Source organism: Nocardia sp. NPDC024068, from assembly GCF_040638875.1.
Classification (GTDB): domain Bacteria; phylum Actinomycetota; class Actinomycetes; order Mycobacteriales; family Mycobacteriaceae; genus Nocardia.
Window position 1 is genome coordinate 278,010 of the sequence record NZ_JBEZYU010000003.1, and the last position, 18,347, is coordinate 296,356.

General features: G+C 66.9%; 17 protein-coding genes and 1 pseudogene. 7 read left to right on the forward strand and 11 right to left on the reverse strand.

The window, feature by feature from the left end; genetic code table 11:
- Window positions 1-156: 156 nt before the first annotated feature.
- Window positions 157-305: pseudogene (gene argS / locus AB0F41_RS06345) on the forward strand (arginine--tRNA ligase); the annotation flags it as partial.
- A 609-nt stretch (window positions 306-914) separates the two neighbouring features.
- Here the strand turns inward: argS and AB0F41_RS06350 are convergent.
- The 3 genes from AB0F41_RS06350 to AB0F41_RS06360 form a co-directional block, all read right to left on the reverse strand.
- On the reverse strand, window positions 915-1,637 hold the full coding sequence (locus AB0F41_RS06350; protein WP_357421653.1) for a TIGR02206 family membrane protein: 723 nt from the start codon (window positions 1,635-1,637) through the stop codon (window positions 915-917).
- Between the two features lie 66 nt (window positions 1,638-1,703).
- Window positions 1,704-2,348 (reverse strand): 3-oxoacid CoA-transferase subunit B, encoded by a 645-nt coding sequence (locus AB0F41_RS06355; RefSeq protein WP_357421654.1) that lies wholly within the window; start codon window positions 2,346-2,348, stop codon window positions 1,704-1,706.
- Complete coding sequence (locus AB0F41_RS06360; RefSeq protein WP_357421655.1) at window positions 2,345-3,106, reverse strand: CoA transferase subunit A; 762 nt, start codon at window positions 3,104-3,106, stop codon at window positions 2,345-2,347. Before AB0F41_RS06360 ends, AB0F41_RS06355 begins: the two co-directional genes overlap by 4 nt.
- Window positions 3,107-3,276: 170 nt before the next feature.
- Between AB0F41_RS06360 and AB0F41_RS06365 the strand changes: the two genes are divergently transcribed.
- Window positions 3,277-4,071 (forward strand): IclR family transcriptional regulator, encoded by a 795-nt coding sequence (locus tag AB0F41_RS06365; protein WP_357421656.1) that lies wholly within the window; start codon window positions 3,277-3,279, stop codon window positions 4,069-4,071.
- A gap of 251 nt (window positions 4,072-4,322) precedes the next feature.
- On the opposite strand, the gene AB0F41_RS06370 is transcribed toward AB0F41_RS06365, so the two are convergent.
- The 6 genes from AB0F41_RS06370 to AB0F41_RS06395 form a co-directional block, all read right to left on the reverse strand.
- Complete coding sequence (locus AB0F41_RS06370; RefSeq protein ID WP_357421657.1) at window positions 4,323-5,591, reverse strand: dihydrolipoamide acetyltransferase family protein; 1,269 nt, start codon at window positions 5,589-5,591, stop codon at window positions 4,323-4,325.
- 15 nt (window positions 5,592-5,606) lie between these two features.
- Entirely contained in the window at window positions 5,607-6,590 is a 984-nt protein-coding gene (locus tag AB0F41_RS06375; protein WP_357421839.1) for an alpha-ketoacid dehydrogenase subunit beta, read from the reverse strand.
- Window positions 6,591-6,610: 20 nt separating this feature from the next.
- A complete protein-coding gene (pdhA, locus tag AB0F41_RS06380; protein ID WP_357421658.1) occupies window positions 6,611-7,750 on the reverse strand; it encodes a pyruvate dehydrogenase (acetyl-transferring) E1 component subunit alpha in 1,140 nt (379 codons plus the stop codon).
- A complete protein-coding gene (lpdA, locus tag AB0F41_RS06385; protein ID WP_357421659.1) occupies window positions 7,747-9,219 on the reverse strand; it encodes a dihydrolipoyl dehydrogenase in 1,473 nt (490 codons plus the stop codon). Before lpdA ends, pdhA begins: the two co-directional genes overlap by 4 nt.
- A gap of 174 nt (window positions 9,220-9,393) precedes the next feature.
- Window positions 9,394-10,566 (reverse strand): helix-turn-helix domain-containing protein, encoded by a 1,173-nt coding sequence (locus tag AB0F41_RS06390; protein ID WP_357421660.1) that lies wholly within the window; start codon window positions 10,564-10,566, stop codon window positions 9,394-9,396.
- A gap of 147 nt (window positions 10,567-10,713) precedes the next feature.
- A complete protein-coding gene (locus AB0F41_RS06395; RefSeq protein WP_357421661.1) occupies window positions 10,714-11,688 on the reverse strand; it encodes a LysR family transcriptional regulator in 975 nt (324 codons plus the stop codon).
- A 260-nt stretch (window positions 11,689-11,948) separates the two neighbouring features.
- On the opposite strand from AB0F41_RS06395, the gene AB0F41_RS06400 reads away from it, so the two are divergent.
- The 4 genes from AB0F41_RS06400 to AB0F41_RS06415 all read left to right on the forward strand — a co-directional run bounded on the left by AB0F41_RS06400 (window position 11,949) and on the right by AB0F41_RS06415 (window position 16,163).
- Window positions 11,949-13,106, forward strand: coding sequence for an acyl-CoA dehydrogenase family protein (locus AB0F41_RS06400; protein ID WP_357421662.1), 1,158 nt, complete (start codon window positions 11,949-11,951; stop codon window positions 13,104-13,106).
- 245 nt (window positions 13,107-13,351) lie between these two features.
- The gene (locus tag AB0F41_RS06405; protein WP_357421663.1) at window positions 13,352-14,467 is read left to right on the forward strand and encodes a Rieske 2Fe-2S domain-containing protein; all 1,116 of its coding nucleotides are present in this window, start codon (window positions 13,352-13,354) and stop codon (window positions 14,465-14,467) included.
- Window positions 14,468-14,524: 57 nt separating this feature from the next.
- Window positions 14,525-15,397, forward strand: a complete 873-nt coding sequence (locus tag AB0F41_RS06410) for a TIGR03619 family F420-dependent LLM class oxidoreductase (RefSeq protein ID WP_357421664.1) — start codon at window positions 14,525-14,527, stop codon at window positions 15,395-15,397.
- Between the two features lie 25 nt (window positions 15,398-15,422).
- A complete protein-coding gene (locus tag AB0F41_RS06415; RefSeq protein WP_357421665.1) occupies window positions 15,423-16,163 on the forward strand; it encodes an SDR family oxidoreductase in 741 nt (246 codons plus the stop codon).
- Here the strand turns inward: AB0F41_RS06415 and AB0F41_RS06420 are convergent.
- Both AB0F41_RS06420 and AB0F41_RS06425 read right to left on the reverse strand, forming a co-directional pair.
- On the reverse strand, window positions 16,160-16,789 hold the full coding sequence (locus AB0F41_RS06420) for a TetR family transcriptional regulator (RefSeq protein ID WP_357421666.1): 630 nt from the start codon (window positions 16,787-16,789) through the stop codon (window positions 16,160-16,162). The genes AB0F41_RS06415 and AB0F41_RS06420 overlap by 4 nt on opposite strands.
- Window positions 16,790-16,935: 146 nt before the next feature.
- Complete coding sequence (locus AB0F41_RS06425) at window positions 16,936-17,838, reverse strand: class I SAM-dependent methyltransferase (protein ID WP_357421667.1); 903 nt, start codon at window positions 17,836-17,838, stop codon at window positions 16,936-16,938.
- 141 nt (window positions 17,839-17,979) lie between these two features.
- Between AB0F41_RS06425 and AB0F41_RS06430 the strand changes: the two genes are divergently transcribed.
- Window positions 17,980-18,291, forward strand: a complete 312-nt coding sequence (locus AB0F41_RS06430) for a hypothetical protein (RefSeq protein ID WP_357421668.1) — start codon at window positions 17,980-17,982, stop codon at window positions 18,289-18,291.
- The last annotated feature ends 56 nt before the right edge of the window (window positions 18,292-18,347 follow it).

The following is an 18,347-nucleotide window of genomic DNA, read 5'->3' on the forward strand; positions in this document are numbered from 1 at the left end:
GTTCGCGGGCGGCGACCCCGGAAAGCCTCCTGCTATCGGCATCAAACCCGCCGCCGATTACCTCACCCCGCTCGTCGGCGGCTGGGACGCCCTGGCAGGCATCGGCAAACGCGTCCGGCTACTGGGCATCGACGACTTCGTCACCGCTCAGGACCGGAGATGCACGTCGGGCATCTGCGGACGACGATCATCGGTGACAGCCCGGCCCGCATCCTCGGCTACCTCGGCGCGGACGTGATCCGCGCGAACCATCTGGGCGACTGGGAACCCAGTTCGGAATGCTCATCCAGTACATCGCCGAGCACCCCGAAACCCCGGGCGTGGGTGACGCTGTTCACCGGATTCCCGGACGTGGATGTTCCGGTCATCGAGCCGTCTGTGCTGTGGGAAAGTGAGGCGGTGTCGGCGTTCGCCTCCGATGATCCGCGGCGTACGCGGGTGGCCGGTTCGTCGGCAGAGCAGGAACCGCCGCAGGTGCCGGCCGGCTACTTTATCGCCATCTGCAGGAACGCACCAGCCGGACGGCCTCGTCGACGGAACGGTAGGCTCTTGCTCCGGTGTTGCCGGTGACTTCGATCCGCGCGATTTCCCTGGTCGAAACAGCCGCGACTGAGCGTGTAGGCCGGGTACACACGGCATTGACGGGCGCCGCACAGGCTGTTGTCAGGTTCTACGGGCAGGGTGGACCTCGAAATGATCCGAGGAGGTTCCCGTGATGGTTTACGCGACTGCTGCCGCCGGTTTCGCAGTACTGCTCTCTATGGTGTTGTCCAGCCAGCTGGCAACTGCCGCGCCGCGCACTTTGGTGCGGGTGTCCAACCGATGACCTGAGCGCGTTTCGTGCATCGACATCTCTTACACGTCGCGGCTTTCGGCAGTGCGGGGGAATACCCGTGATCCGGCAGCGGGCGCAGTCAGCGACCCAGGCTCGCGGGCTCGGGCGATGTGGAGTCGGCGCGGACCCAGGGCCAGGTCATCAACGCCCATACGGTGAGCAGCACGACGGTGACGGTGCCCAGATACCAGGGCCACGGTCCGAGCACATCCAGCAGGGACGGGGTCGAGGGTTTCCGATTGACGAAACCGTAGTTGGTGCCGGCCAGGGAATTGAAGGCGAAGGTGACCGCGACCCACGCCACTGTCGCCACCACCGCGAACCGGTAGCTGCGCCAGTCCGGGTGGATACCCACACCCCAGGTCAGGTAGATCGCCGCCCAGACGACGAGCAGGTGGATCGCCCAGAAGGCCAGGAACTCGTAGTGCGGGAAATCGGGGCTCTTCAACACCGGTGTCAGGAGTGCCTGCGTGCTCAAGGTCAGGCACCAGTAGTAGGTCAGCGCGTAGGCCCAGCGCCGATGGGACCACAGTGCGTATCCGGCGACGAGCGTCGCGAGATCGGTCAGGCGCAGCGGGACCGAGCCGCCGATCGTCGGTGGAGACATGGTGGCGACGTAGATCACCGCGTACAGGCCCAGGGTCACCGCGCCGAACACCTGGCCGGAGCGGGTTGCGGCAGGAGTGTTTCGTTGCCTTCGCCCGAGCAGTACGACGGCAATCGCCCCTGCCGCGAACACGGCGAACACGATCCAGTGCGATAGTCCGTACGCGGAGAATTCCCTCGCCGTCGATGGCTGCACGCCTGGCTACTCTAGTGGTACCGCCCCTTCTCACCTGGGTACGGTCGGCGGAAGCCGATAGCGGCGTCAGGCCAGCACACTGTCCACAGTGAGTTCGGTTCCGGTGGCGCGCCGCACCTGCTCGACGCTCACGCCGGGCGCGGTTTCGCGCAGGAGCACCCGTCCGCCGGCGATATCGAGCACGGCGAGGTCGGTGATCACCCGCTGCACGACGGCCTGGCCGGTCAGGGGCAGGGTGCAGGTGTCGACGATCTTGGGCGAGCCGTCGCGGGCGGTGTGTTCCATCAGCACGATCACCCGGCGGGCACCGTGGACGAGATCCATCGCGCCGCCCATACCTTTGACCATCGCGCCGGGAACCATCCAGTTCGCCAGATCGCCGGTGCGTGAGACCTGCATTCCGCCGAGGACCGCGGTGTCGATGTGGCCGCCGCGGATCATGCCGAACGACAGCGCCGAGTCGAAGAACGAGGCGCCGGGTTCGACCGTGACGGTCTCTTTGCCGGCGTTGACGAGGTCGGCGTCGACAGCGTCCTCGGTGGGGTAGGGGCCGGTGCCGAGGATGCCGTTCTCGCTGTGCAGCACCACCTTCACTCCATCGGGCAGGTGGTTCGGGATCAGGGTGGGCAGGCCGATGCCGAGGTTGACGTATTCGCCGGGGACGAGTTCGCGGGCCGCGCGGGCGGCCATTTCGGTGCGGGTCCAGCTCATCGGGTGCTCTCCTGCCGTACGGTGCGCTTCTCGATTCGTTTGTCCTGGGTTCCGGTGTGCACGATTCGCTGCACGAACACCCCCGGCAGGTGGACCTGCGCCGGGTCCAGCTCGCCGGGTGCCACGAGCCGCTCGACCTGGGCGATGGTCACCCGCCCTGCCATCGCCGCCGGCGGGTTGAAGTTCAGGGCCGCTTTCTCGAACACCAGGTTGCCTTCGGTATCGCCGACGGCAGCGTGAACCAGTGCGAAATCAGTGACGATGCCCTCCTCGAGGACGTACCGGCGGCCGCCGAAAACACGCACCTCCTTGGGCGGCGATGCGAGCGCGACCGACCCGTCGGGGGCGTAGCGCCACGGCAGACCACCCTCGCTGATGGGTGTCCCGACCCCGGCAGGTGTGTAGAAGGCGGGGATGCCCGCGCCGCCGGCGCGCAGCCGCTCGGCGAGTGTGCCCTGGGGGATGAGCTCGACTTCGAGTTCGCCGCCGAGGTACTGCCGGGCGAATTCCTTGTTCTCGCCCACGTAGGACGAGGTCACTCTGGCGATACGGCCGGCGGACAGCAGGATCCCCAGCCCGTGGTCGTCGACCCCGCAGTTGTTGGAGAACACTGCGAGGTCGGTGGCCTCGCCGGCGGCTATGGCCGCGATCAGTGCGTCGGGGATGCCGCATAATCCGAATCCGCCGACCGCCAGTGTCGCCCCCGAGCCGATATCGGCGACGGCAGCGGCGGCCGTGCCCACCACTTTCGATTCCATTCGTCACCATCTTCCGTGTATGCGTCCATTCAGTAGACGCTGATCCGACCTTGTCACGAGAGCATTTATGCCCGTGAAACGGCAAGTATCCAGGTGTGTCGAGTTGAGAATTGCTCATCGAATGGACAGGGCAGAAGGAACCGTTCAGTGAATGGACATATGGTGGGTACATGAACGCAGAACCGAACCCCACGGTGCTCGGGCGTGCGGCGTCCCTGCTGCGCGCGGTCGCCGCAGAGGGCGACGGGGGAGTGACGACCAGCGAACTGGCACGCCGGACCTCTCTGGCGCGTCCCACCGCGCATCGGCTCCTCGTCGCTTTGGCCGAGGAGGGTTTTCTGGACCGTGACGCCGGGTCGGGCCGGTGGTTTCTCGGCCCGGAACTGTTCCTCATGGGCTCACTGGCAGCCGAGCGCTACGATATCGCCGACGCGGCTCGTCCGGTTCTGCGCGAACTTGCCCGGCAGACCGGCGAGAGCGCGTTCCTGTCCGCCCGGCGCGGTGACGAGACGGTATGCCTGGCCGGCGAGGAAGGTAGCTTCCCGCTCCGCTCCCATGTGCTGCACGCAGGTATCCGGTTCCCCCTCGGCGTCGCATCGGCAGGCCTGGTGCTCCTCGCGCACTTGCCCGATCGCGAGATCGAGGACTATCTCGGCCGCACCGACCTGAGCACGGAATGGGGCGCGGCCCACGCACGCCATGAGCTCGCGCGGCGCATCGCCGCGACCAGAGAATCCGGCTGGTGTGTGAATCCCGGTCTGCTCGTCGAGGGAAGCTGGGGTATGGCGGCCGCGGTCTTCGATCAGCGCGACGAGCCCCGGTGGGCCCTCAGCCTCACCGGGGTCGAGAGCCGGTTCCGGGCCGAGCGCCGCGACGAGCTGGGCGGCATGCTGCTGCGCCACGCCCACGACCTGTCGGGGGCGCTGCGCCGGCGCCCGGTGCCGGTGCGGACGCGCACCCGCTGAAACCCGCTCTCGCCACGCGCCGTGTACGCCGATAACGCCACCCGCCGGTCTGTGGTCGTATAAGGCTCGCACCGCACATCGAATCGCTACCCGGCGATATCGGCGTACACGGCGCGGACGAGGTCCGCGACGGGTACGGGAGCCGGTGTCCTGAGGGAACCACGACCTGCGAATCCGCGGCGTCGATCGAGGCCGCCCACCGAGCGCCGGATCGTGGAGTCGACGGCACACTCTCGGTGGGGTCGGTGGAATCAGGTCACGATCCGCAACGGATGTTCGACCAGGGCCTCCAGGTGGGCAAGGAACTGTGCGGCGGCCGCCCCGTCGATGGCCCGGTGATCGGCGGACATCGTGACCCGCAGCACCTTCCGGCTCACCACCTGCCCGTCGGCCATCCGCAGTTCGTCAGTGGCTGCGCCGACGGCGAGGATGGCGGATTCCGGGGGGTTGATGACGGCGGTGAACTGTTCGATGCCGTACATGCCGAGGTTGGAGATGGTGAAGGTGCCGCCGGTCATCTCGTCGGTGCGGAGCCGGCGATCGCGCGCGCGTTCGGCCAGGTCGCGGGTCTCGGCCGCGATAGTGGAGATCGATTTGCGGTCGGCGTCGCGCACGACCGGGACCAGCAGTCCGGCGGCGGTGGTGACCGCGATACCCAGGTGGATGCCGCGGTGCTGTCGCAGCGCGTTTCCGGCAAAGGAGACATTGATGCCCGGGTTCGCGCGCAGTGCCAGCGCCACCGCTTTGACCAGCAGGTCGTTGACGCTGACCTTCCCGGTTCCCGCGGCGGCGAGGGTGTCGTTGATCTGGGCGCGGAAGGCGAACAGGCAGGTGACATCGAGTGCGCTGGTGAGGTAGATATGCGGCGCCTGCTGTTTACTTTCGGTCAGCCGCGCGGCGGACACCCGCTGAATGCCGGTCAGCGGGATCTCGTCGTAGTCGCCGGACTCCGGATCGGCCGCGGCAGACACCGACGGTTCGGCCACCGCGGTATCCCCTGCGGTGCCGGCGGCCGCCGCCTCGTGTGCTGATTCGATATCGCGGCGGGTGATGCGCCCGCCGGGGCCGGTACCGGCGACCGCGGCGAGATCCACGCCCAGTTCGCGGGCCACTTTACGTGCGAGCGGAGAGGATTTCCGCCGCTCGCCGGTATCGGCGGGCGTGAACTGCACGGCGTCGGCGGTTGCCGCGGGGGCAGGTGCCGGGAGGGGCGCCGAGGCGGACGTGTCGTTGTCTCGGTCGGCTCCGCTCGGTTCCGGCCCGGTAGGTGCGGTGCTGCCCGCGCTGCCGTCGCCGACGAGGGCGATCGGTTCGCCGATCGGTACCCGGGTGCCGGCTTCGGCGAGGATCCGCTCGAGGACGCCGTCCTCGTAGGCTTCCAGTTCCATGAGTGCTTTATCGGTCTCGATCTCGGCGACGACCTCACCACGGGCGACCGGATCGCCGACCTGTTTGAACCAGGTGGCGACGACGCCGTCTTCCATGGTGTCCGACAGCCGGGGCATGACGATTTCGGGCATGAATGTTCTCCGGGATCAGCGGCGTGTGCCGACGGCGGCAAGGGTTTCCGACGCCGCGGTGTAGAGGGAGTCGGCCGACGGCAGCGCGAGGGTTTCGAGGGGTTTGGCGTAGGGCAGTGGCACTTCGGCCATGGCCACCCGCCGGACCGGGGCGTCGAGGTAGTCGAAGGCGCCATCGGAGATCGAGGCCGCGATCTCCGCGCCGATCCCGTAGGTGAGCCAATCGTCTTCGCCGATCACCGCGCAGCCGGTTTTGCGGACCGAGGCGATCAGCGTGTCCCGGTCGAGGGGCCGGAGGCTGCGCAGGTCGACGACTTCGGCCGATATCCCCTCGGCCGCGAGCCTTTCCGCGACCGCCGTGCAGACGGTGGCCATGCGGGAGTAGCCGATCAGGGTGATATCGGTCCCGGGGCGGGTGACCGCCGCGCGCCCGATCTGCGCCGGGGGAACCGATTCCGGTACATCGCCTTTGGTGTTGTACAGGGACAGATTCTCCAGGAACAGCACCGGGTCGTCGTCCTCGATGGCGGCCTTGAGCAGCGCGCGGGCATCGGCGGGTGTGCTGGGAGCGACAACCTTGAGACCGGGCACGAATGCGTAGTAGAGCTCGATGTTCTGGGAGTGGGTCGCGCCGAGTTGCTGCCCGCCGCCGCCGGGGGTGCGGATGACCATCGGCACGCTGGTCTGCCCGCCGAACATGCCGTAGATCTTGGCAGCATGGTTGACGATCTGGTCCAGCGCCAGCAGGGAGAAATTGATCGTCATGATCTCGACGATCGGGCGCAACCCGAGCATAGCGGCGCCGATCGCGGCACCGACGAAACCCTCTTCGGCGATGGGTGTATCGCGTACCCGTTTGGGGCCGAACTCGTCGAGCAGTCCGGCGGTGATCTTGTAGGAGCCCTCGAAGATACCGATCTCTTCGCCGAGCAGGAGAATATCGTCGTCGCGCCGCATCTCCTCGCGCAGGGTTTCGCGCAGTGCTTCGCGGTAGGTCATGACTGCCACGGGTGAAATCCTTAGTGTGTAAAGAGGGGGTCGGCGGGCAGGCGGCGGGAATCGCCGGGTACCGCGGTGGCGTAGTTGTAGTCGAACAGACTCGACGGATCGGGATGCGGGCTGGCGTCGGCGAACTCGACGGCGGCCCGGACACCGGCGGCCACGGACTCCTCCAGTGCCGCGGCGGTCTGTTCGGTGAGTACGCCGGCCTGCAGCAGCGCCGCGTGCCAGCGCGCGACCGGGTCGTTGTCGCGGGCCTCCGATACCGTCGCACTGCTGCGGTATTTGGCCGGGTCGACCACGGAGTGGCCCTTGAGTCGGTAGCTGACGGCTTCGAGCAGCGCCGGCCTGCCGTCGCGCCGGGCGGTCTCGATGAGTTCGCGGGCCGTATCGCGCACCGCCAGGACATCGGTACCGTCGACACGTTCACCGCGGATCCGGTAGGAGTCGGCGCGTTTCCACAGGTCGGGTTCGGCGGAGGACTTCTCGACCGTGGTGCCCATCCCGGTCTGGTTGTTGACGATCAGGAACACGATCGGCAGATTCCACAATGCGGCGATATTGAGCGATTCGTGGAATGCGCCGATATTGGTGGTGCCCTCACCCATCTGGCATACGACCACGTCGTCGTCACCGCGGTAGTCGATGGCCAGGGCCGCGCCGAGGGCCAGCGGGATCTGGCCGCCGACGATGGCGTAGCCGCCGAGCAGCCGGGTCGCGGTGTCGTACATATGCATCGAGCCGCCCCAGCCCTTGGAGGTGCCGGTGGAGCGGCCGTAGAGTTCGGCCATGACCCGGCCGGGTTCGATCCCTTTGATCAGGGCGTAGCCGTGTTCGCGATAGTTGGTGAACAGGTAGTCGGTGGGCCGCATGGCCGCGCCCATGCCGACGACAGTGGCTTCCTCGCCGAGGTTGAGGTGGCAGTAGCCGCCGATCTTGGCCTGCTGATAGCTCTGTGAGGTGCGCTCCTCGAAACGGCGCACGAACAGCATCTCGCGGTAGAGCTCGCGCAGTGTCCCGGGATCCTCCGCGGCGATGCGGGAATCGGCCGAACCACCGATGTCCGTCGGCTTCCCGGCTTCCCGGGTCTCGGTTCCGGGTTTCTGCAGGCCGGCTCGGGCTGCGCTGCGCGGGCGGCGGGCGGTGGTATCGGCGGTCATGAGGAGACTCCTCGACGGGTCCGGGGCGGTGCGATGTGGACGGGCAGGCCGAGTCCGGCCAGCGCCGCTTCCATGCCGATCTCACCGAGGGTGGGGTGGGCGTGGATCGTGTGGGCGAGTTCGTCGAGGGTTGCCTCGAGCGTGATCGCGAGGGCGCCTTCGGTGATCAGATCGCTGGCCGAGGGGCCGATGATGTGCACGCCGAGGACTTCGTGGTGCCGGGCGCCGGCGACGACCTTCAGGAAGCCTTCGGTGTCGCCGACCGAGCGCGCTCGCCCCAGCGCGGCGAACGGGAATTTGGCGGTGACGATGTCATGGCCCGCGGCGCGGGCGGCGGCCTCGGTGAGCCCGACGCTCGCGATCTCCGGATGGGTGAAGGTCGCGGCGGGGATGACGTCGTAGTCGATACCGACATCGTGGCCCGCGATGGCATCGGCCGCCGTCAGACCCTGATGGGAGGCGACGTGGGCCAGCAGCGCTCTACCGGTGACGTCACCGATGGCGTACACGTGCTCGACGCCGGTCCGCAGCCGGTCGTCGACGGGGACGAACCCGCGCGAGTCGGTGGCGACTCCCGCGGCGTCCAGGCCGAGTGCGGCGGTGTTGGGGCGGCGGCCGACGCCGACGAGCACGATATCGGCGTCGAGCGCACGCGGGTCTGTTCCGTCGACGTCCACCCGCAGCCCGTCCTCGGTCTGCTCGATTCCGGTGACCGTCGCCCCGGTGAGGACCGTGATCCCGCGACCGGTGAAGGACCGGCCGAGCGCTGCGCCGATCTCGGCGTCCTCGGCCGGGACCAGGCGATCCTGCATCTCGACGACGGTCACCGCGGTACCGAAGGTGGCGAAGAGGCTGGCCCATTCTGCGCCGACCGCGCTACCGCCGATCACGACCAGTCGTTCGGGTATCCCGGTGAGTCCGAACGCTCCGTCGGAGGTGATGACGCCGGGCAGGTCGGCGCCGGGTATCGGGAGCGTCGCCGGCACCGAACCGGTCGCGATGATCACATCGCCGGCGTCCACCGTGCGGATCGGAATGCCGGTCGGCGCGGCCGCATAGCGCGGACCACCGTCGAATACCGGAGATGGACCCGCCTGGAACACCTCGACGGTGGTGGGGCCGGTGAACCGGGCATGGCCTTCGATGACGGTCACGCCGTTGGCCTGTAGCAGGCCGGCCACACCGCTGGTGAGTTCGTCGACAATGCCGTTCTTACGTTCGCGCACCGTGGCGAAGTCCACCTGCACGTCCTTGGTGCTGATCCCGAAAACCGCCGCGGTGTTCACGGTCTGGAAGACCTCCGCGGAACGGAGCATTGCCTTGGTCGGGATACAGCCCCAGTTCAGGCAGACGCCACCGGGGCGCTCCTTCTCCGCCAGCGCGACGCGGAGACCGCGCTGGGCCCCGCGGATCGCGGCGGCATAGCCGCCCGGGCCTCCACCGACGACCAGAAGATCGAATTGTGGCACTTGTGGTGCTCCTCATCCTGAATGCGTGACCCGGCCACCGGTTTGTGGTGTGGGTCAGGATTGGGAGTCTGCTGGGTGGTGAGAGGGCGAACAATTCTCCCCGCGCCCAGAAATCGAGCCCGTTGATTGGGCGCTGCGCCCAATCCGGGCGTACCGATGGCCGGTGCCGGCGGCTCAGTCGGCGACGGGATCGACGAGCGTGTGTGCGAGGAGCGCCAGGTAAAGCTCCAGGTGGAAGCGCTGCCCGTCCAGCGGGTGCCCGATGAGTGCCGCGGTGCGTTGGAGCCGGTTGATCACGGTGTTGCGGTGGCAGTGCAGCAGCGGTGCCGCATGGGCGGCCGAGCAGTCCTGGGCCAGCCACACCCGCAGCGTCGTGAGCAGTAGGTCGCGTTCTTTGACCGGTAGTTCGAGAATCGGGCCGAGGAGCCGGCTCACCAGCAACTGCGCCAGGTCGGGCGAGCGCAGCAGCAGGGCTTCGGGGTAGCGGTCGTGCAGCGAGATCACGACACCGTGGGTGTCTTCCGGGATGGTGTCGAGCGCCAGGACGGCCAGCGTATGAGCGGTGTCGACTTCGGCGATTCCGGTCACCGCGGGTGAGAGCGCGGCGCGCCCGCGGACGAGGGGCTCCAGGACGGTGGCCAGATGCGCCGGCGAGTGCTGATCGAGGGCGATGACGCCGACGGTGTACTCACCGCGGTCGTGCCAGACAGAGCGATATCCGTCGGCCGCCAGCGCGGTTTCGGTGCCCAGCCGGAGCGGGTAGGCGTCGCCGCGGGCAACGACCACGAGATAGGGGCCGATGACCGGAATGTTCAATTCCCGCGACGCGCGCTGGGCGAACCGTGCGTCGCGGCCGCGTCCGGCGAGCACGTCCTCGATCAACGCGTGGCGGCGGCGCTCGTCGAGCCGCACCCGGTCGAGTTCTGCTCCCCGATAGGAGGTGACCAGTGCCGAGGACATTCCGTCGATGACCGCCCACATGGCCGTGCCCAGTTCCCGGAACTCCGCCGCCGAGATCGCGCCTGCCCGGTCCAGCAGCGCCTCCCAGATGATCCGGCCACCCAGGCGGAAGGTTCGCAACATCGCTTCCAACGGCACGCCCTGCACCGCCCGGTGCGCGCCGATCGCCGCGGCGACGTCATCGCGCTCGGCGTCGAGTCCCTTCTCGTCGACGAGATCCAGCACGCGGGTCAGGAACCGCCGGCATCCGTCTTGCAGGTCCGCGCGGGCCACTGCCGAATAATCCGTCCACTCCGGATTGTCGGTGAAGATCGCGGCGATGAGTCGTTCGGTCAGCGCAGGGATGTTCCCGCGACAGGCCGCCACCAATTCCGCGGAGCTCGTCACGGGCCCGGAATGATCAGAGTCGGCCACGTCGGCCACAGTACGTCGCACCGTGGCCCGGTTGCCGCGAGTATCCCGGCGCTATCCGGTCCGGAACCGTATGGGCCGACACCTACCGGGCCGTGAGCTACCCGGCCCCGTTCGGCGGTTTCAACGATTCGGGTCCAGGCCGCCGGGGGAACGGCCGGGCCCTGTGCCGTCGAGCCATTCGGCCGATGGCCATGCCCCCGACTCGACGAGAGCGCGTACCACTGTGACGATTTCGCGTGCGACGACCTCGACGGCCGGTGCCGGGCGACTGGTACGGGGGAGGCCGAGGACGAGGTCTCGGGTCGCCTCGGGATCGTCCAGCGGAGCGGCGCTGAACGAACCCGCCGCCACGTCCGAGGCCACTCCGGCGGCGGGCAGAATCGTCCATCCGGAGCCGGCCAGGACGAGTTGTTTCTGGACGTGCATGGAGTTGGTTTCGATCGCGATCCGCGGTGTCTGCCCGGCCCGGGCGTACACCTGGTCGATCAGGATGCGGAGCCCGTGGCCGGCCACGGGCATCACCATCGGCCGGGCGACCAGGTCGGAAAGGGGCACCGGCCGGTCCATGGTGAGGTCCGCGTGTGGCGGCGCGACCGCCCACAGTTGCTCCCGGAGCAGCGGACGGACGCGCAACGACGGGGTGCTGCGCAGATTGTAGAGCAGAGAAAGGTCCACATCGCCCTGGTCGAGCCACTGCTGGAGATGCCCGGAGTAGGCGGTGAGCAGGCGTAGCCGGATACCGGGCTGGTGGCGCCGCATATGGTCGACCAGGGGTGCGATGACCACATCGAGCGCGCTTTCCAGCAGGCCCAGGGTGGCGATACCGGTGACGGGTCCGGGTTCGGGGCGGATCTCGGCGCGGGCCCGTTCGAGTTCGGTGAGAGCCCGGCGCGCGCGTTCGACGAGGACGGTGCCGGCGGCCGTGAGGCGCATGCCCTGCCGGGTGCGTTCGAACAGCGGGACCCCTAGTTCTTGTTCGAGGGATCTGATCTGCCGTGTCACGGCGGGCTGCACGAGGTGCAGCAGCCGGGCGGCCCCGGTGACGCTCCCTGCCTCCGCGACCGTCACCAGCGCGGTGAGCTGTTTGAGGTCCATGTCGCACTCCTATGAGCCCGAAGTATCGGGGCATCACCAGTTGGCATTTCACAGTATATGTAATCAGGGAACATGATTAATAGCGGATCACGCGCCGACCCCTGTCGCCGCCCTCTGCGTTGCCGACAACGATGAAAGGGCTCGCGTCCGGAGAACAACCACCGAGCCGGCCGCCGCCGGCTCGGCACCGGACGAGCCCGCCGTGGCGCCCGTCCCGCACCGGTCGCCCGGTGACCACCTCTGCGAAAGGATTTTCCGGAATGTATGAATTGGACGAGGACGAAGCGGCCATCGTGGCGCTGGTGGCGGATTTCGTCGATCGCGAAGTCGTTCCTGTCGTCCGTGAACTCGAACACAGCAACACCTACCCGGAGAAGCTCATCGAGCAGATGAAGCGGATGGGAATCTTCGGGCTGGCGATACCCGAACCCTGGGGTGAGGCCAGTGTGTCGGCGCCCTGTTATGCCGCCGTCACCGAGGAACTCGCGCGTGGCTGGATGAGCCTGGCCGGGGCGATGGGCGGGCATACCGTTGTCGCGAAACTCCTGCTGGCGTTCGGGACTCGGGAACAGCAGGACCACTACCTCCCGCGGATGGCGACCGGTGAAATCCGTGCGACCATGGCGCTGACCGAACCCGGTGGTGGTTCGGACCTGCAGGCGATACGTACCTGGGCGAAGCGCGACGGCGACGACTACGTGATCAACGGCGCCAAGACCTGGATCACCAATGCCCGCCGCTCCCGGTTGGTCGCGCTGCTGTGCAAGACCGACCGCGACGCGGTGCCCGCGCATCGCGGGGTGAGCATTCTGCTGGTGGAGCACGGGCCCGGCTTCGAGGTCTCGCGGGATCTGCCGAAGCTCGGCTACAAGGGTGTGGAGAGTTGCGAACTGAACTTCGCCGACTTCCGGGCCCCGTTGAGCGTGCTGCTCGGCACCGAAGAAGGCCACGGTTTCGCGCAGATGATGCGCGGACTGGAAATGGGCCGTATTCAGGTGGCTTCGCGCGCATTGGGTGTCGGGCGTGCCGCACTGGAGGATTCACTGCGCTACGCGCAAGAGCGCGAGAGCTTCGGCCGTCCCATTTGGGAGCATCAGTCCATCAGCAACTACCTCGCGGAGATGGCGACGAAACTGACCGCGGCCCGGCAGTTGGTGATGTATGCGGCCCGGCGCTACGAATCCGGGCAGCGCGCCGATATGGAAGCCGGCATGGCGAAGCTGTTCGCCTCCGAGACGGCGATGCAGATCGCGCTCGACGCGGTCCGGATCCACGGCGGTTACGGTTATTCCACCGAATTCGATGTCGAACGGTACTTCCGCGACGCCCCACTGATGATCGTGGGCGAAGGCACCAACGAGATCCAGAAGAATGTGATCACCCGTCAGTTGATCAAACGTGGCAAGGAGCGCGGATGACCGGCCCACCGTGTATCCATCCCGCCCGGAGTGCCCGGGACCGGTGGCGAAAGGTAGGACATGTATCCACTCGAGGGCATCACAGCCGGTTCACCGCCGGTTCGCGCTCGGGTCCGGCAAGCATCACCTGCCTGGATTGATTAAGCAATCTCGCTTAATATATGCGATGTGAGTGAGACAGCACACCGAACCCGGCGCGCGGCGCCGCGGCTGGGCCGGTCTGCCGGTGCCGTGGGTGATAGGCCATGACCGGGGATTCCGAGGTTCGCCGAATCGACGTCGGTCACGACCCCGAGCGTTATGCCCGGGGCTGGCACTGCCTGGGATTGGCGGATTCCTTCCGGGACGGCAGGCCCCACGCCGTCGAGGCATTCGGCACGAAACTGGTGGTCTGGCCGGACGGCCAGGGCGATCTCCATGTTCTCGACGCCTATTGCCGGCATATGGGCGCCGACCTGTCACAGGGCAGCGTCAAAGACGGTTCGCTCGCCTGTCCGTTCCACGACTGGCGATGGGGCGGTGACGGCCGGTGCACGCTGGTGCCCTACGCGAAGCGGACCCCGAAACTGGCCCGTACGCGCGCCTGGACCACCACCGAGGAGAACCTGCAACTGTTCGTATGGCACGACCCGGAGGGCAATCCGCCGCCGCCGGAGCTGGCGATTCCGCATATCGATGGGATCGGCACGGCGCGATGGAGCGACTGGACCTGGGATTCGGTGCTCATCGAGGGATCCCACTGCCGCGAGATCATCGACAACAACGTCGATATGGCGCATTTCTTCTATATCCACGGCGCCTACCCCGTGTACTTCAAGAACGTCTTCGAGGGCCATATCGCCACCCAGCTCATGCATTCCGAGCCGCGGGCGGACATCCAGAAGGTCGAGGACGCGCTGCTGCGGTCCGAGGCGTCGTACTACGGGCCGTCCTACATGATCAACTATCTGCACAACGATTTCGCCGGTACCACGATCGAGGTGGTGCTGATCAACTGCCACTACCCGGTCACCCACGATTCGTTCGTTCTGCAATGGGGCGTCAGCGTCGAGCGGATGCCGGGTGCTACCCCGGAGGACGCCGCGAAACTCGCGGGAGCCTTCTCGAAGAATTTCGCGACCGGCTTCCTGCAGGATGTCGAGGTCTGGAAGAACAAGACCCGCATCGACAATCCTCTGCTGACCAGTGAGGACGGACCGGTGTATCAACAGCGGCGCTGGTACGAGCAGTTCTACGTGGATATCGCCGAGGTCACCGACGATATGACGGCTCGATTCGAATGCGAGGTCGATACCCGGCGGGCCCGTGGCGAATGGGATCGCGAGATCGCCGCCAATCTCGCCCGCGCCGGCCGGGTCTGATCCGCCGGGCGGCGCCCGTCGCCGACGACGCCCCTCCGAACCGCAGAAAGGCCGACCATGAGGTTCACCTACGCCGAAACCATGACCGACCCCTCGTACTACGTGCCGCTGGCACAGGCCGCCGAAGCCGCCGGGTACACCTCGATGGCACTCGCCGACAGCATCGCCTACCCCCGCGACTCCGACGCCACCTACCCCTACACTCCGGACGGCAGCCGGGAGTTCCTGGAGGACAAACCGTTCGTCGAGACCTTCGTGCTCGCCGCCGCGCTGGCCGCGGCCACCACCACCCTGCGGTTCACTCCGTTCGTGCTGAAGCTTCCGATCCGCCCGCCGGTACTGGTGGCGAAGCAGGCGGCCTCGGTGGCGGCGCTGAGCGGCAACCGGCTCGGGCTCGGTGTCGGAATCAGTCCGTGGCCCGACGATTTCGAGATCTTCGATGTGCCGTTCGAGAAGCGCGGCAAGCGGATGGACGAATGCCTCGATATCGTCCGCGGCCTCACCGCCGGCGGATACTTCGAATTCCACGGCGAGTTCTACGATCTGCCGCCGATCAAGATCTCGCCGGTGCCGACGGCACCGATTCCTTTACTGGTCGGCGGGCACAGCCGGCCGGCGCTGCGCCGAGCCGCGCAGCGTGGCGACGGCTGGATGCACGCCGGAGGTGATCCGGCCGAGCTGGACCGCCTGCTCACCGAACTCGCCACGCTGCGCGCGGAATACGGTGCCGCCGAGAACTTCGAGGTGCACGTCATCTCGCTGGACGGTTTCACCGTGGACGGTGTGAAACGGCTCGAGGACAAGGGCGTCACCGATGTGATCGTCGGTTTCCGCAACCCCTACACCCGCGAGCACGACACGGAGAGCCTGGACACCAAGATCGCGAATCTGTCCCGTTTCGCCGAGCGTGTCATTGCCCGCACGCGGTGACGGCGCCGAGCCCCAGGAGGCGGAAATGACCGATCTGTCGAACAAGGTGGCACTGGTGACCGGTGCTTCTTCGGGCCTGGGCGCCGCGGTCGCGCGCCTCTTCGCCCGGCGCGGAGCCGCGGTATTCGGGGTGGCGCGCGATGAGACCCGGCTGACGGAGGTGTTCGCGGAGGTGCCCGGAGGGCGGTTCACCACCGCCGATATCGCCGCTTCCGTCGAGTGCCGGTCGGTGGTGGAGCGGTGCGCGACGGAGTTCGGACGCCTCGATGTCCTGGTCAACGTGGCCGGCGCGCACCGGATGCGCCGCACCGGCGACGTGCGCGACGAGGAATGGGACCACGATCTGGCGGTGAACCTCAACGGCCCCTTCTATCTGTGCCGCGCCGCCTTGCCGTTTCTTCTCGAGACCGGCGGAAATATCGTCAATGTCGCATCGATCGCCGGCGTCGAGGGCCAGGCCTACTCGGCGGGCTACTGTGCCGCCAAACACGGCCTGGTCGGTCTGACCCGGGCACTGGCGGTGGAATTCACGGCGGACCGGCTACGTGTCAACGCGGTATGCCCCGGCGGGATGCTCACCCCGCAGATCAGCGGATTCTCCCTGCCCGACGGCGCCGATCCGAACCTGGTGCTGCGCGCCGCGGCGCCGCGGGGAATGAACGAGCCGGAGGAGGTCGCCGCTGTGATCGCATTCCTGGCCGGCGACGACGCGTCCGCGGTGCACGGCGCGATCTACCTCGCCGACAACGGCAAGACCGCGGGCTAGGCGGATGTCGTTCGACCGGTGGGCGTGGCGGGTTCACCGGCCGCGGCGGCCGGGTGAACCGGTGCGGTGAGCATCGCGCCGAGCATCGTGACGATCTCCTCGGGGAAGTTCACCGCTGTGGCGTCGGAACGGGAGGTGCGTTCCCATTCGGCCAGCAATGCGAACATCGCGGTACCGACCGCACCGATCCGGCGCCGCTTCGCCGCCGGGTCGGTGGTCGGGATCGCGCGGGCGAGTTCTTCGAGTACCCGCGGCCATACCGTGCCCTGGGTTCCGTCCAGGTCGGTCGGCAGATAGAGCGCCGCGGCCTGGAGGAACCGCGTGTAGTAGTCGCTGTCGACGGTGGTCAGCGGCTGCACGAGTATCCGCAGCATGGATTCGACATCGTGGATATCGTCGAGGGCCGCCAGCATCTCGGCCCGTTCCCGTTCCATCGGATCCAGCCGTCGTGCGACCACCGCGCGGATCAGCTCACGCCGATTGTGGAAGTAATAGTTCACCGCGGAGTTGTTGCGCTGTCCGGCCGCGATCGCGATCTCGCGCAGTGGCACCCGCACGCCCCGCTCGGCGATCAGCTGTTCGGCGGCGTCGAGAATATCGGACCTTGCCTGCTCACCACGACCCACAGCAGTTCAGGATAGCTGCGCGGCAGCCGCCCGGGGACCGGCGGCCACGGTGTTCAGAGGGCCGGGTTGGGCGTCCGCCGTGGTGGTCGAGCCGCTGTGACGCCGGTATCGAATCGCCCCGGCCGCCGGGCCGGGATTTCGCACAGCTAGGGATACAACTTGACCAATACTTTCGATGCCCACCGATGGGTGCCTCCACTGGAATATCCCGCGGGCGCCATCAATGGATACAGGCCGTGACTCAACTCCCAGGGTTCGAGCGCTTCTACCCATCTCAAGTAGTAGTCCTTCTCCGCCCCCTTGTTGAAGATTTTCTGATGGCCGATGAGCTCGGCGGAATCGGCGAGCTTGAAATTATATGCGAGTATTCCGCCATCGGAGAGCGATCCGGCAGCCTTCTCGATCACCTTGTCGAGCTGGTCGTCGGAGAGATGCGGTACACCGCCGTTGATGGATATTCCATCCCACGGGCCGCCGAAATCATCGGTGATCATATTGATCTTTCTGGCGTCGAAACCGGATTCTCGCAGCCTCTCGACGCTTCGCGCGGACGCATCGCTGAGAGTGACGTCGAAGCCGTTGTCCCGGTAGAAATGGCCGTCGCGTGGTCTCGGCCCGCTGGCCAGATCGAGTACCCGCGGTATCTGCCCGCACCGCGCAGCCCTGAGTTTCAGCGATTCCGCATATACGTGGAGCCATCCGCCTAGACTATGGTAGTCCGGATCCGGTTCACGGGTCGACGGCGAACGGGTGAGGTACTCGGCTATGTTGCTGTCGTATGCCTCGATCGTCCGGTCGTTTCTTTTTATAGTCGCCGCGATGTCCGAATCGAGACCCGGCGCGTATCTGCCGAGTTCGTCGACGTTACTACTGATTCGGTGGAGTCCGCGATAGTGGGTGGCCGCAGAGCCGAAAATGAAGTTTTCTGCTTTGGTTGTGATTTGAAGGAGCAGCATAGTGATGTAATTGGGCAAAAGCGTACCTCTGCGATAAAGTTCGGAAACCGACCGATGTTCTCCCCTGCGGTGCAGGGCCACGATCGATGACATGGAATACCCGGCCAAGGAACGATCGCCAGTCGACCGAAGTCCCGGTATGATCGGCGATCGGATGGATATCGGAGATGCCCGGCGCGCCGCCGGGTGCGCCGGTATATACGACTCGAACAGGGCGACCATTCTGGGAAACGAGTGTTCCTGCGTGCGAAGATCGTCGCCATCACCTCAAAATCCTATACCAACGTCGGACATTCCATCATCGACATTGCGTTGTGCAGTATGTACAAAAAACCCTTTCCGGAACGTGTCATGGACACAAACTTCTCGAAATCCCGGGTCGAGATCGTTGTCGCAATCAACCGCTTCGGTAGCGGGTGTGGGGAAGCGGCCGCGGCCAATGTCACCGCGCCCCATTTCCTGCCCGGGAGCGGCGTGGGCAAGAGGGGACGGGCAGATCCTGAGTTCCGCGCGGAGGATATGCGGGCGAGCCGCTCGGGCGGATAGTCGGCGGCTACCGGCACTGGCGCGACCAGGCTCAGCGAATGTTCACCGACCGCACG

Excerpts from the sequence above, each read along its gene's own strand:
- AB0F41_RS06365 (WP_357421656.1), top strand. The coding sequence starts at position 3,277 with ATGAACGCAGAACCGAACCCCACGGTGCTCGGGCGTGCGGCGTCCCTG.
- AB0F41_RS06405 (WP_357421663.1), top strand. The coding sequence starts at position 13,352 with ATGACCGGGGATTCCGAGGTTCGCCGAATCGACGTCGGTCACGACCCC.
- AB0F41_RS06375 (WP_357421839.1), bottom strand. The coding sequence starts at position 6,590 with ATGACCTACCGCGAAGCACTGCGCGAAACCCTGCGCGAGGAGATGCGG.
- AB0F41_RS06395 (WP_357421661.1), bottom strand. The coding sequence starts at position 11,688 with ATGGACCTCAAACAGCTCACCGCGCTGGTGACGGTCGCGGAGGCAGGG.
- AB0F41_RS06410 (WP_357421664.1), top strand. The coding sequence starts at position 14,525 with ATGAGGTTCACCTACGCCGAAACCATGACCGACCCCTCGTACTACGTG.
- AB0F41_RS06425 (WP_357421667.1), bottom strand. The coding sequence starts at position 17,838 with ATGTCATCGATCGTGGCCCTGCACCGCAGGGGAGAACATCGGTCGGTT.
- pdhA (WP_357421658.1), bottom strand. The coding sequence starts at position 7,750 with ATGACCGCCGATACCACCGCCCGCCGCCCGCGCAGCGCAGCCCGAGCC.
- AB0F41_RS06415 (WP_357421665.1), top strand. The coding sequence starts at position 15,423 with ATGACCGATCTGTCGAACAAGGTGGCACTGGTGACCGGTGCTTCTTCG.
- AB0F41_RS06370 (WP_357421657.1), bottom strand. The coding sequence starts at position 5,591 with ATGCCCGAAATCGTCATGCCCCGGCTGTCGGACACCATGGAAGACGGC.
- AB0F41_RS06360 (WP_357421655.1), bottom strand. The coding sequence starts at position 3,106 with ATGGAATCGAAAGTGGTGGGCACGGCCGCCGCTGCCGTCGCCGATATC.
- AB0F41_RS06400 (WP_357421662.1), top strand. The coding sequence starts at position 11,949 with ATGTATGAATTGGACGAGGACGAAGCGGCCATCGTGGCGCTGGTGGCG.
- AB0F41_RS06355 (WP_357421654.1), bottom strand. The coding sequence starts at position 2,348 with ATGAGCTGGACCCGCACCGAAATGGCCGCCCGCGCGGCCCGCGAACTC.